Raw genomic sequence first — 11,978 nt, forward strand, 5'->3', positions numbered from 1 at the left:
GGCGACCTCCCCCACCAGCGATCGTCCAACCAGCCGACCTACACCGTCAAGCCAGCCAGCACCTTGACAGCCGATCCCCGATAGGGAATCAGTCGTCGTCCTCGTCGTCGCCCGGCGACCCGGTGTCCACCCGGTCGAGCAGGGCATCGAGGCGGGCCGCCGTGTCGGGCGAGATGCGCTGCTCCTCGACCGCCTCGGCGATCCGCTCCCGCAGGTCCTCGACCCGCTTGGCCCGGTCCTTCGGCTTGCCGCGGCTCAGGTCGGCGAGCTTGTCCCGCAGCTGCTCGACCGTCTTCCGGTCGATCTCGCGCCGGGCCTGTGCCTGCACGAGCACTGCGGCGAACTCGGCGGCGAGTTGACGCAGGCCGATCGGGGCCGACTGGGCGGTCGACGGCGGGGCGGAGGGGGTGGCCTCCGGCGTCGGCGACGCGGTGCTCGGCTCCTCGGCCGGCGTGACCGTGGACGGGGCGGCGGTCGGCGGCGGATTCCCGTTGTCGTCGAGGGCGAGCACCCCGACGAGCCCGACGAGCAGCGCGACGCCGGCGGCGACCAGCACGGCGATCGGCCGGTTCCCCGAGGCCCGCGAGCCGGTGGCGGGGACGGGACGCGGGCCGCCGGCGGCCACGGGTCGGCCGCCCGCCGCCGGCACGCCGGCCCGGCCGGCGGTCACCGGGGATCCCGGCCGACCGGTGGAGGCCGCCGCCGAGGTGGGCAGCGAGCGGTCGACCAGCGTGGGCGGGTGCGCCGGCGGGACCGCGCCCGCCGCCGGTGCGGGCAGGGTCGGCAGGACCGCGGTGTGCGGGTCGGCGGGCGCCGCGCCGGCGAGGCGGGCGGCGAGCTGGGCCGCGGTGGGCCGGCGGGCCGGGTCGGCGGCGAGGCAGGCCAGGGTCAGGTCGGCGACGTCGGCGGGCAGGCCGGGGATCCGCAGGGGCGGCACGGGCGTGTGCCCGGCGTGCACCTCCAGCGCGTCCTCCCAGGTCCGCACCGGCAGCGGGGCCCGGCCGGTGAGGGTGCGGTAGAGCAGCGCGCCGAGGGCGTAGACGTCGCTGGCCGGGTTCGGCGGCCCGGGCCGCATCCGCTCCGGCGCGAAGTAGGCGGGCGTGCCCATCAGCAGCTCGCCGGTCTGCCCGGCCAGCGGGTGGTCCGGGCCGGCGAGCGCGGCGATGCCGAAGTCGAGCACCTTGGCGCCGGTCTCGGTGAGCATGACGTTGCCCGGCTTGATGTCGCGGTGCACCACGCCGATGCGGTGGGCGGCGGCGAGCGCGGCGGCGACCTGACCGGCAAGCCGGACGGCGTCCGGCCAGGCGAGTGGGCCGTCGGCGAGCCGGTCGGCGAGGTTGCGCCCCTCCACCAGCTCCATCACCAGGTACGGCACGACCGCGCCGCCGGCCAGGCTGGCCTCGCCGTAGTCGTACACCTGGGTCACGTGGGGGTGGGTGAGCCGCGCGGCGGCGCGGGCCTCGCGCTGGATGGTGGCCCGCAGGTGCGGGTCGGTGCCGAACTCCCCGGCGAGGGCCTTGACCGCGACGGGGCGGTGCAGCACCTCGTCGTCGGCGCGCCACACCTCGGACATCCCGCCGAGGCCGATGCGCTCGCGCAGGACGTACCGGTCGTGCAACCGAAGGGTGGGCGAGAACGGCGACATAGCCGTTCAGTCTGCCTGGCCCGCCGGGGCGGCCACCACCCGCCATGCCCGGTTGGGCGCCGGCCGTCCCGATGCTGCCGAGACGACCGGCCGCGCGGGTGACGCACACCACCCGCGCGGCTCGCAGCGGGTCAGGAGCAGCGCTGCGGCGCGGGCAGCGACGGCGGCTGGATCCGGTCGGCGAGCCGGCGCAGGGCGCCGGCGGCGGCCAGCCGGGTGGGGGCGAGCCGCGCGGTACGGGGACGCTCGGCGCGGACCGGTGCGTCCGGCCGGGCGGAGTTGACGTGCCGGGTCACCGCGTCGATGGCGACGACGATGCCGGTGGGCTGTTCCATGGTCAGCTCCTCGGGACGGGTCCGGTGGAGGTCCGGACGACGAGTGCGGTGGGCAGCAGGACGTGGCCGGCCGCCGGGTCGGCGGGCGGGTCGAGCAGGAGTCGGGCGGCGATGCGCCCCTTCTCCTCGGCGGGTTGCCGCACGGTGGTGAGTCCCGCCGCGGCGGCCTCGGCGATGTCGTCGAAGCCGGTTACCGAGACCGGTGGCGAGCCGGCCTCGGCGAGCGCGTCGAGGACACCGAGGGCGAGCACGTCCGAGCAGGCCAGCACCGCGGTGGGCGGCTGCGGCGCGGCGAGCGCGGCGGCGACGGCCGCGGCGCCCGCCGACCGGCTGTTGCCGGTGGCGGCGAGCAGGGTCAGCTCGGACCAGGCGACGCCGACCTCGGCGAAGGCGTCGGCGAACCCGGCGAGCCGCGCCCGGGTGGTGGGATGCGCGACGTCGGCCACGTCGGCGAGCCGCACCTCGCCCGGGGCGGCGCCGGGCCGGACGGCGTCGCCGAGCAGGGCGACGCGGCGGTGCCCGAGCCCGGCCACGTGCGCGGCGACGGCGCGGGTGGCGGCGCGCTCGTCGATGCCGACGTAGCGGTCGTCGGGGCCCGCGTCGTCGCGGGGCGCGGTGGTGACGACGGGCAGGCCTCGGTCGCGGAGCACGTCGACGATCCAGCCCTCGTCGCCGACGCAGTAGACGCAGAAGCCGTCGACGGCGGCGTTCTCCACCGCCCGCCGCGCGGCCGCCTCGTCGGCGGGCACGGGCACGAGCAGCAGGCTGGTGCCGTGCCGCTCGGCCGCCTCGGCGACGCCGGCCAGGAAGCGGACCGCGAAGGGGTCGGTGAAGGCGTACGACAGTTGGGACTCGAAGAGCACCCCGACGGCGCCGACCCAGCCGCGCCGCAGCGACCGGGCCGTGGGGTTGGGACCGGGGTAGCCGAGCTGCCGGGCGGTGTCGAGGATCCGCTGGCGCAGCGCGGCGGAGAGCTGGTCGGGGCGGCTGTAGGCGTTGGAGACGGTGCTGCGGGACACGCCGACGGCGTCCGCGACGGCCTGCAGGGTCGGCTTCACCGCGCGCTCGCTCCTCTGTATCGATTCAGTCTGGATCGGTACAGAGATTAGTGCCGACGGACGGCGGCGTCAATGCGACGCAGCGATCGGCGGCGCCGACACGCCGCGACGGGCGGAGAGGAGAAGGTAGCCGCACCGCCGCCCGGGGCGGGGCCCTGCGGCCGGTCAGCCCGGGTAGAGGTCGTCCAGGATCCGGCCGAGGATCTCCGGCGTACGCTCCGGCGGCTCGGCCTCGACGCAGAGTCGCTCCATCGCCACCGCGTAGTAGTCGAGGTCGTCGCGCTTGTCGAGGTAGAGCGCGCTGGTGAGCTGTTCGATGTAGACGATGTCCGGCAGGTCCTGGTCGCCGAAGCGCAGGATCGTGAAGGCGCCGCCCGCCGCGGCGTGCCCGCCGGCCGCGAACGGGATGACCTGGAGCCGGATGTGCGGCGACTTGGTCGCCTCGATGAGTGCCGCCACCTGGCCGCGCATCACCTCCCGGCCGCCGATGGGCCGGCGCAGCGCGGCCTCGTCCACCACCGCCCAGAGCAGCGGCGGGTTCTCGCGGCGCAGCAACCGCTGGCGCTGCATGCGCAGGGCGACCCGGCGCTCGATCTCGGCCGGCGCGGCCGTCCCGTGGCCGAGCAGCACCACCGCCCGGGCGTACTCCCGGGTCTGGAGCAGGCCGGGGACGAACTGGACCTCGTAGGACCGGATGAGTGCCGCGGCGGCCTCCAGGCCGAGGTACGACTGGAACCAGCTCGGCAGCACGTCGCCGTAGCGGTGCCACCAGCCCGGGCTGTTGGCGTCCCGGGCGAGCTTGAGCAGCGCCTCGCGTTCCTCGGGCGCGGTGACGCCGTAGAGGGTGAGCAGGTCGGCGACGTCGCGCTCCTTGAAGCCGACCCGGCCCAGCTCCATCCGGCTGATCTTCGACTCGGAGGCCCGGATCTCCCAGCCGGCGCCTTCCCGCGTCACCCCGCTGGACTCGCGGAGACGACGCAACTGACCGCCGAGCAGCATGCGCAGCACGGTGGGCCCGGTGTCCGGGCCGCCCTCGGCGGGAACCATCGTCACTGCCGACCTCCGCATGCCGGATCGTGCCCGGCCGGGAGCCCCACCCCCGGCCGACGTGTAAGCATGCCATGGACCGTGAGTGAGGAGAACTCCCAGGGAGCGGGGCCGTCGGTACCGCAGGCGGGACGAGCGCTCAGCCGATGAGGTGATCGAAGTCGCCGTCGCGGGCCCCGAGCACGAAGGCGGCGATCTCGTCCATCGTGTAGATCAGCGCGGGTCCCTCCGGGTGTCGCGAGTTGCGCAGGGCGATGCCGGCGCCGCCGGGCAGTTGGGCCAGCTCGACGCAGTTGCCGCTCGGATTGCTCCGGCGGCTCTTCTGCCAGTTGAGCGGGGGCAACTGGTTGGCGGGAACGCCGTTCGGTGGCTGCTGCATGGGGCGTCTTTCTCTCCGCGGGACGCCGCTGCCGGGCGGGCGGGGCTGCGGAGAGTCGCACGGCATCGACGAAAGGGGTTGGCTGCACGTGCATCTGCTCTTGCATCTGCACCGGCCAGCGAGCATGATAACGCAGGTGCGCGGTGCCCATCCGCTCACTCTGCGTCACCAACCGCTGGGCTGCCACCAGCGACGAAAGGGCCCCGGGACGGGGCGCGGCACGCCGCGCGCCGGGGCCACGGGCATCGTGGCGATGGGAGGTCTCGTGCCGGATCCGTTCACCGTCGCGTCCGGCATCTGCGCCGCGGGGGCCCTCGTCACCACCTGGCAGCTACGCAGCCGCGCGCTGCGCGCCGAGGCCGAGATCCGGCACCTCCAGGCGGAACTGACCGCCGAGCGGCACGCCGCGAGCCACGACCCCCTCACCGGCCTGCCCAACCGCCGCGGGTTCTACCGGATCGCCGCCACGCTGCTCACCGACGCGGCCGGGCAGCCGCTGATCGCCGTGGTGCTCGACCTCGACGACTTCAAGCAGATCAACGACCGCTACGGGCACGCCGCCGGCGACCAGGTGCTGATCAGCGTGGCCCAGCGGCTCGCCGCGTTCGCCGGGGACAACCTGGTCGCCCGGCTCGGCGGCGACGAGTTCGCCGGGCTGCTCACCAGCCCGACGGTGGACCGGCGATGGATCGAGCACGCCACCCGCCGGCTCTGCGAGAGCCTCGCCGCGCCGATCCCCCTCGGCGGGCTCAGCGTCCGGGTGACCGCGTCCGTCGGGCTGGCGCCGGTCACCGGGCCGACGCAGCTCACCGAGGCGCTCGACCGGGCCGACGCCGCCATGTACCGGGCCAAGAGCCTCGGATCGGCGGGCGCACCCCGGCAACTCGTCGACACCACCCACCTGGCGGAGTGCTGACCCGGCGGAGCCGCCCCGGCCGACCGCGGCGACCGGCCCCGTCGGGCGTCGGTCAGCGCTGGCAGGCCGGGTCGGCCAGCGCCGCGTCGGCCAGGGTGACCAGACCGTGGGGTGACACCAGTCCGGCCCACCCGTTTACGGCGTCGGCAGAACGTGGTTTCGACGTGTCTCGCGCCGTCTGCCGGGTATGCCGACAGGGTCAGCGCAGCGCCGGCGGAGAGGAAACGCTCGTGGCCACCATCCGGGCCCTGGTCCTGAACTGCACCCTGAAGCGGTCACCCGCCCCGTCCAGCGCGGAGGTGCTCGGGCGCGAGGTGCTCGAGGAACTCGCCGAGCAGGGCGTCGAGGGCGAACTGGTCCGGGTCGTCGACCACGACGTGCGGTTCGGGGTCTCCACCGACGAGGGCGACGGGGACGGGTGGCCGGACATCCGGGCCAAGCTGCTGGCCGCGCAGATCCTCGTCGTCGCCACGCCGATCTGGCTCGGCCAGCCGTCGGCCGTGTGCAAGATGGTCCTCGAGCGCCTCGACGCCGAGCTGTCCGAGACCGACGCCGAGGGTCGGCTGCTCACCTACGGCAAGGTGGCCGGCGTCGCCGTCGTCGGCAACGAGGACGGCGCGCACCACACCATCGGCCAGGTGCAGCAGGCCCTCAACGAGGTCGGGTTCACCTGCCCGGCGGCCGGCGCCAGCTACTGGGTGGGCGAGGCACTGCACAAGGTCGACTACATCGACGCCCGGCCGAAGCCGGACACCACGGGCCGCACCACGAAGGCCCTGGCGCTCAACAGCGCACACCTCGCCCGGCTGCTGGCAGAGCAGCCGTACCCGCCGCCGGACGCGAAGGGCGCCGGGGTCGGGCCCAGCCGGGAGCCGGCCTGACCGTCAGCGCCCGGCGGTCGTCGGCACCGGCAGAAGCCGAGCGGTCAGCGCCAGCCGTAGCTGGCGCGCAGGGCCTGCCCGACCCGGTCGAAGCGGGCCCGGTCCAGCACCGCGCCCTCCCGGCGGATGCTGTCCTCCCGCATGGTCAGCACGCGGTCCAGGCGCACCCAGCTCGGCCGGTTGTCCCGGTCCCACTCGCCCGGGCCGAGCGCGAGCCAGTGCCGCTGGCCGTCGCGCTCGCTCTGGCTGGAGAGCATCAGCCCGAACAGGGTCCGGCTGTGCCGGCCCACCACCAGCACGGGGCGGTCCTTGCCCTGGCGCGGGTCGTCCTCGTACGGCACCCAGGTCCAGACGATCTCGCCCGGGTCGGCGTGCCCGTCGAGCTCCGGCGCGTACGCCAGCACGCGGCGCTGCAGCGCGGCGACCTGGCGGCGCCGGGCGACCTGCGCCGGGGCGGGGCCGGGCCGCCGGGGCGACGGGATGACACCGCCGATGCGCGCCGCGACACTCCTCAGAAGACCTGCCACGAGCGGCAGCCTATCTGCCGCCGCGCGGCCCGGGCGGACCGGGACAATCCGGTGGACCCGGGGCCCGTGGTCGATCAGGATCGGCGACATGACGGTCCCCGCCCACCAGATCCGCGCCGACTTCACCGCCGACACCGTGACCGTGTACCAGGCGTACCCGCCGGAGATCGCCCGCGCGGCGCTGGCCGCCGGCCGCTTCGTGCCACCGTTCAAGCGGGAGCGGATGACGTGGATCAAGCCGTCGTTCCGCTGGATGATGTACCGCTGCGGCTGGGCCACGAAGCCCGGCCAGGAACGGGTGCTGGCCGTTGAGATCACCCGGTCGGGCTTCGAGTGGGCCCTGGCCCACTCCTGCCTGAGCAGCTTCGACCGCGACCGCTACCCCGACCGGGAGACCTGGTCTCGGCGGCTGCGCGCCAGCCCGGTGCGGGTCCAGTGGGACCCCGAGCGGTCGCTGCGGCTGGCGCCGCTGCCGCACCGGTCGCTCCAGGTCGGGCTGGCCGGCGAGGCGGTGCGCCGGTACGTCGACGAGTGGCTGGTCGCCCTCACCGACATGACCCCGACGGCCCACTCGGTACGCGCGGCGCTCGACGCCGGCGACGACTCGGCCGCCGAGGCGCTGCTGCCGCCGGAGCGCCCGTATCCGCTGCCGTCGGACGTGGCCGCCGTCGTCGGCGCGACGATCCCGTGAGGGGATTCCGCGACCGGGCGGGCGTCGGCCCGCCCCGTGGTGCGGCACGTGCTTGACTGAGGTGTCGGTGCCAGAGCAAGGAGGCGGTGCAGGTGGCCTTCGAGGTGCGGGGCCTGCCCGACGCCCGCCGGTGTGAGCCGTACCGCCCACGCGGCCCGTGGCCGGCTTGCCGCAGGCGGAGCGTCGCGGGCGCGACGGCTCTCGCCCTGGCCCTGCTGGCCGGCGCGGCCGGTTGCGCCGGGAGCGAGCGCCCGCAGCCCCCGCCGACCGACGGCCCGTCGGCCACCGCCGCCTCACCCTCGCCGGCTGCGCCGGCGGTCGAGACCCGCGACGACCTGGCGAGCCTGTTCCGGCAGGCCGGCCTCCAGGGCACCTTCGTCCTGTACGACGTGACGGCGGCGCGCGTCGTCATGGTGGACCGCGCCCGGGCCGAGCGCCGGTTCATCCCGGCCTCGACGTTCAACGTGGCCTAACGACCTCGTGCACGGTTGGGCGGGACATCGCCTGCGGCGGAGAACTGCTTTCACCGGCTGTGGGGTCTGGCTGGTGGGGCCTTGAGCGGCGTCACACGGCATTCCGCTGAGGCCGCCCTATTCTGGTCGCTCTTACGCCCCCGTGGTGGTGTCGAACCGAATGCCGCTGGAGCCTTCGCCGCGGCCCGGGCCCTTGCGGCGTGCCCGCCACAGGTGACTCCGGCCATCCGCAGACCGACCCAATGTCCACAGTCGGGTCAGCCTCACCCCTGTCTGTGGCACCTCCTCGTCATAGATCTCCAACGGGGTACCAGGTTCCGGGAGTCTTCCGCGCGGTGGGATGGCGGCGCCGCCGACTGGTTCACGTATGGCGCCCCGCGCCAGCCATCGCCCGGTGACGCTACCGGTCCCGTCGCTGTCGAACCTGGGCAGCAGCGGAACCCAGTTGCGGGGTACCAGCGTCTGTAGCAGGTACCGCCGAAGGCCGTCGCCGTCGGGGCCCTGTTGCCCCGCCCGCCGGGTCACCTCGTCCTCGTGCAGATCCAGCGGGCGGCCGGTACGGCTCTGGACGGTCTTCTCCACCGCCCAGGCCATGTTCGCCAACTCGCCGCGTAGCAGCAGGACCTGATCGGCCGGAGCCACCCAATGGCGACCGACCCCACCGGCAACTGAGCCGTCAGGCGCCAGACCTGCACTCCCTTCGCACGCCCTCGGCATCTCCGCTCGAATACCTCGCGCCCCGGCAAACGAGAGCGGCAGATCCGTGCGCCGTTCCCGAGGCAACTCTCGGCGCGAACGGACCGCTGCCAGAAGATCCGCGATGTCCGCGACGGGGAACAAATCGACGAGCAGCCGACCATGCATCCCGCGCAGGGCAGCGGCGAAGCGCCGGCTACAACGATAGGCTGCGTCGATGCGCCTGGCCGTCCTCGGACCACCCGGCTCCGATCGGGATACCATCGCCGGCTCCATCGCCGCGAGCCTCGGCGTTCCGTGCCTCAGCCTGACGGACGCCGTCCAGGCCGAGATGCAGGCGAAAACCCCTGCCGCGCTCCAGGCCCTACAGCATATGAACGCTGGCGAACTCGTACCAGACCAGGTTCTCCTGTCCATGATCCGTAACCGCCTCGCCTGACGTGGTGTTGCGCCCGTACAACGCTGAGCGGACTCTCCAAACCTGTTCCGGGTGCTGGATGACCCGATCGTCTGGCTGCACATCCCCGTAGGACCGTCCATTTCGGAGTATCGGGGCGACGGTGCCTGGCCCGGGCCCTGTACCGTGTGACGCACTCTGGCAGAACCGCCCGGCGCCCTCGGCCCGGGCACATGACATCTGACGTGAGGGCGCGCATGACGGCCGCCGACTTCGGCGTCGACCCGACCACCGCGACCAGTCCGGAGCAGTACGTCAGGCTGCTGCGTCGCGTCCGCGACCAGTCCGGCCTCGCCTATCGCGAGATCGCCCGCCGCGCGCAGCGCAACGGGGACGTGCTGCCGGCGAGCACCCTGGCGACGATGCTGGGCCGGTCGACGCTGCCCCGCCGTGATCTGGTGTCGGCGCTGCTGCGGGCCTGCGACGTGCCGGACGACCGCGCGACAGCGTGGCTGGCCGTCTGGGGCCGGCTGGCCGCCGCCCGTACGGCGGCGACGCCCCCGACGGCCACGCGGGCGCGCTCCTCGGGCCGGCCCGGTCACTCCCCGATCGGTCCGGCCGCGCGCGTCAACGGTCCGAGCGGCCCGGTCGGCGGGCCGGACACCACGGGTGCCGGGCCGAGATCCCACCCGCAGCGCTCCGCCGCCCTACGCCTGATCCCCGCAGGTGGCGGGACCGGGTCGGCCGGCCCGGAACGGGGACGGGTCGCCGCGTCCGGCGGCGGCCGGGATCGGGCCGTACTACGGGGGCTGTCGTGGCCGGCGGCAAGCGAGCCGCCGCCGGTGGAGAGCGGGTCGGGGACACCGGTCCCCTATCAACTGCCACCTGCGCCCCCGATGATGACGGGCCGCTCGGCGGAGGTCGGCCAATTGCTCACGGCCACGGAGACCGACGCCGCGGTGTGCCTCGTCGAAGGTGCCGGCGGGGTCGGCAAGTCCGCGCTCGCCCTGCACGTCGCGCACCGGATCGTGGGACGTTACGACGGCGGTTGCCTCTACGCGGACCTGCGCGGGGCCACCGACGGCGTCGCGGCGGCCGAGCCCGCGGACGTGTTGGGCCGGTTCCTGCGGGCGCTGGGCCTGCCCACCGTCCCTGCCTCGCTCGACGAGGCCTCGGCGTTGCTGCGCACGTGGACCGCCGGACGGGGCGTGCTCATGGTGCTGGACAACGCCGCATCGGCGGCGCAGGTCCGACCGCTCCTGGCCAGCGGGCCCGGATGCACCACGATCGTCACGAGCCGGTGGATGCTCCCCGACCTCGACACGACGGCGCGGATCCGCCTCGGCCCGTTACCCGACGACGAGGCGCTCGCCCTGCTCACCGGGCTCACCGGCGCCCACCGCGTGCAGGCGGAGCCCGCCGCGGCCGCGACGGTGGTCCGCCGGTGCGGCGGGTTGCCGCTGGCGTTGCGAATCGTCGGCGCCCGCGCCGCGGCCCGGCCGGACGCCTCGCTGACCGGCCTCGCCGAGCGGATGGACGACGAGGGCATGCGGTTGGACGTCCTGGAGATCGGTGACCTGTCCGTACGGGCCAGCCTGCACCTGGGCTACCAGGTGTTCGGGGACGCGCGGCAGGGCGGACGCTGGCAGGCGGCCCGCCTCTTCCGGCTCGCCGCGCTGCCCGACTGGACGCACCTCACGCCGTACGGCTGCGCGGCACTGGCCGACCTGCCGGTGACCGTCGCCGAGCAGGCCCTGGACGCGTTGGCCGACGCGCACCTGATCGAGTCGGCCGGTGGCGGCGGATACCGGTTCCACGACATCGTCCGGCTCTACGCCCGGGAGCGGGCGCAGGCGGTGGACGACCCGCACCACCGGGAGTCGGCCCTCGGTAACCTCACCGCGTGGCTGCTCGCGGCCACCACCCGCGCGGCGCGGCTGCTCTACCCCGACGACCGGTTCGGCATCGACGAGCCGACCGGCCCGACTCGACCCGGCCCGCCCCTCGCCGACGCGGCCGACGCGTGGACCTGGTTCGAGCGGGAGCACACCAACCTGTTGCTGGTGGCCGGCCAGCAGGCGACGGCGGGACGGGCCCTCACCGAGGTCCGCGACCTTGCCCTTGTGGCGGTCAAGTTCCTCGACTACGCCGGGCACATCGCCGAGCAGCAACAGTTCGGCCACCTCGCCGCCTCGGCGGCGAGCCGATGTGGCGATCGCTCGGGCGAGGCCGCCGGGCTCAACATCGTCGCCGTCGCGCTACTGCGCCAGGGCCGGCTCGACGAGGCGATCCCCATCCTCGAGCGGTGCCTGGCCGTCCAGCGCGAACTCGGCGACCGGAGCCGGGAGGCCGCCATCCTGAACAACCTCGGCAACGCCCTGCGCGACGGCGGCGACCTGACCGGCGCCCTGAACCACCTGCGGGCCGCCCTGGTCATCCGGCGGCAACTCGGCCACCGGCACAAGGAGGGGTTGGTGCTCGACAACCTGGCCCTGGTATACCAGCGCCTCGGCGACCACGCCCGGGCCGTCGCCTGCCACGAGGCGGGACGCGCCGTGGCCGACGGCGGCACCGATCCGTTGCGCGAGGCCCAGGCGCTGGTCAACTTCGCCGAGACGCTGCACGCTGGCGGTGACCACCGGGAGGCAATCGCTCGCGCGACCGAGTCGCTGGAGATCTGCCGACGCTACGAGCACCGGCGGGGCATCGGCTTGGCGCTACAGGTGCTCGGCAACGCCCACGCGGGCCTCGGACACCGCGCCGTGGCGCGCCGGCACTGGCGGGAGGCCTTGGGCCGGCTCGACGGGCTGGACCCGCAGGCGTGCACCCGCCTCCGCGCCGCCCTGGCGGCGGACCCGACTGCCTGACCGTCGCTGGCGGGGCAGCGCGGTTCCGGGTGTCGACGCCACCCCGGTGCGCTCCCGCCCGCGGCC

At 74.9% G+C, this 11,978-nt stretch carries 12 protein-coding genes; 6 read left to right on the forward strand and 6 right to left on the reverse strand.

Annotated features, from left to right (window positions below; all coding sequences use genetic code 11):
* Positions 1 to 88: 88 nt before the first annotated feature.
* The 5 genes from ACGFZ2_RS28210 to ACGFZ2_RS28230 form a co-directional block, all read right to left on the reverse strand.
* Complete coding sequence (locus ACGFZ2_RS28210) at positions 89 to 1,645, reverse strand: protein kinase (protein WP_393458683.1); 1,557 nt, start codon at positions 1,643 to 1,645, stop codon at positions 89 to 91.
* A 131-nt stretch (positions 1,646 to 1,776) separates the two neighbouring features.
* On the reverse strand, positions 1,777 to 1,980 hold the full coding sequence (locus ACGFZ2_RS28215) for a hypothetical protein (RefSeq protein WP_393458686.1): 204 nt from the start codon (positions 1,978 to 1,980) through the stop codon (positions 1,777 to 1,779).
* Between the two features lie 2 nt (positions 1,981 to 1,982).
* Positions 1,983 to 3,038 (reverse strand): LacI family DNA-binding transcriptional regulator, encoded by a 1,056-nt coding sequence (locus tag ACGFZ2_RS28220; RefSeq protein WP_393458688.1) that lies wholly within the window; start codon positions 3,036 to 3,038, stop codon positions 1,983 to 1,985.
* A 165-nt stretch (positions 3,039 to 3,203) separates the two neighbouring features.
* Positions 3,204 to 4,091: a helix-turn-helix domain-containing protein gene (locus ACGFZ2_RS28225; RefSeq protein WP_393458691.1), complete on the reverse strand. Its 888-nt coding sequence runs from the start codon at positions 4,089 to 4,091 to the stop codon at positions 3,204 to 3,206.
* Between the two features lie 133 nt (positions 4,092 to 4,224).
* Positions 4,225 to 4,464: a DUF397 domain-containing protein gene (locus tag ACGFZ2_RS28230; RefSeq protein WP_350684094.1), complete on the reverse strand. Its 240-nt coding sequence runs from the start codon at positions 4,462 to 4,464 to the stop codon at positions 4,225 to 4,227.
* 265 nt (positions 4,465 to 4,729) lie between these two features.
* Here ACGFZ2_RS28230 and ACGFZ2_RS28235 point away from each other — a divergent pair, with 265 nt between their 5' ends.
* Both ACGFZ2_RS28235 and ACGFZ2_RS28240 read left to right on the forward strand, forming a co-directional pair.
* Positions 4,730 to 5,380 (forward strand): GGDEF domain-containing protein, encoded by a 651-nt coding sequence (locus ACGFZ2_RS28235; protein WP_393267944.1) that lies wholly within the window; start codon positions 4,730 to 4,732, stop codon positions 5,378 to 5,380.
* A gap of 230 nt (positions 5,381 to 5,610) precedes the next feature.
* Positions 5,611 to 6,261 carry a flavodoxin family protein gene (locus ACGFZ2_RS28240; protein ID WP_393267939.1) on the forward strand — a complete coding sequence of 217 codons (651 nt, stop codon included), beginning with the start codon at positions 5,611 to 5,613 and terminating at the stop codon, positions 6,259 to 6,261.
* 44 nt (positions 6,262 to 6,305) lie between these two features.
* Here ACGFZ2_RS28240 and ACGFZ2_RS28245 read toward each other — a convergent pair whose 3' ends face one another.
* A complete protein-coding gene (locus ACGFZ2_RS28245) occupies positions 6,306 to 6,788 on the reverse strand; it encodes a type II toxin-antitoxin system PemK/MazF family toxin (protein WP_393458694.1) in 483 nt (160 codons plus the stop codon).
* An 88-nt stretch (positions 6,789 to 6,876) separates the two neighbouring features.
* Between ACGFZ2_RS28245 and ACGFZ2_RS28250 the strand changes: the two genes are divergently transcribed.
* From ACGFZ2_RS28250 to ACGFZ2_RS28265, 4 genes are all read left to right on the forward strand, one after another.
* Positions 6,877 to 7,479 (forward strand): DUF4291 domain-containing protein, encoded by a 603-nt coding sequence (locus ACGFZ2_RS28250; RefSeq protein WP_393267937.1) that lies wholly within the window; start codon positions 6,877 to 6,879, stop codon positions 7,477 to 7,479.
* Positions 7,480 to 7,571: 92 nt separating this feature from the next.
* Positions 7,572 to 7,952: a hypothetical protein gene (locus tag ACGFZ2_RS28255; protein ID WP_393458697.1), complete on the forward strand. Its 381-nt coding sequence runs from the start codon at positions 7,572 to 7,574 to the stop codon at positions 7,950 to 7,952.
* 913 nt (positions 7,953 to 8,865) lie between these two features.
* Positions 8,866 to 9,087, forward strand: a complete 222-nt coding sequence (locus ACGFZ2_RS28260) for a nucleoside monophosphate kinase (protein WP_393267932.1) — start codon at positions 8,866 to 8,868, stop codon at positions 9,085 to 9,087.
* Positions 9,088 to 9,302: 215 nt separating this feature from the next.
* On the forward strand, positions 9,303 to 11,912 hold the full coding sequence (locus ACGFZ2_RS28265) for a tetratricopeptide repeat protein (protein ID WP_393458700.1): 2,610 nt from the start codon (positions 9,303 to 9,305) through the stop codon (positions 11,910 to 11,912).
* The last annotated feature ends 66 nt before the right edge of the window (positions 11,913 to 11,978 follow it).

The organism is Micromonospora sp. NPDC048063, assembly GCF_043202855.1.
In the GTDB taxonomy this organism is placed as follows: Bacteria; Actinomycetota; Actinomycetes; order Mycobacteriales; family Micromonosporaceae; genus Micromonospora.